Origin of the sequence: Burkholderia sp. BCC1972 (assembly GCF_905339605.1) — a bacterium.
Classification (GTDB): Bacteria; Pseudomonadota; Gammaproteobacteria; order Burkholderiales; family Burkholderiaceae; genus Burkholderia.
The window spans coordinates 1-507 of record NZ_CAJPGH010000088.1 but is presented as its reverse complement, the minus strand read 5'-3'; the positions used below and the strand labels follow the sequence as shown (position 1 = coordinate 507).

Genomic DNA, 507 nt, shown 5'->3' with positions numbered 1-507 from the left:
ATCACCTTCGAATCCTTCATGCCGGCCAGATGCTGGATCGCACCCGAGATGCCGACCGCGATGTACAGCTGCGGCGCGACGATCTTGCCGGTCTGGCCGACCTGGTAGTCGTTCGGCACGTAGCCGGCGTCGACTGCCGCGCGCGATGCGCCGAGTGCTGCCGACAGCTTGTCGGCCAGCGGCTCCAGCACCTTCGTGTAGTTCTCGCCGCTGCCCAGGCCACGGCCGCCCGACACGATGATGCTCGCGCTCGTCAGTTCCGGACGGTCCAGCTTCGTCACTTCACGGCTCACGAACTGCGACTTGCCGGCGTCTGCCGCTGCTTCGATCTTGTCGACCGATGCGCTGCCGCCTTCCGCTGCGACCGGATCGAAACCCGTTGCACGCACCGTGATGACCTTGATCGGGTCGCTCGACTGCACCGTTGCGATCGCGTTGCCCGCGTAGATCGGGCGCTCGAACGTGTCGGCCGAATCGACCGCCGTGATGTCCGAGATCTGCGCGACA

General features: G+C 65.9%; 1 protein-coding gene. It reads right to left on the bottom strand.

The genetic code is table 11. The annotated features are described in order from the left end of the window. A partial coding sequence (locus U5798_RS36920) for an electron transfer flavoprotein subunit alpha/FixB family protein (protein ID WP_322084885.1) occupies positions 1–507 on the bottom strand: 507 nt, incomplete at both ends.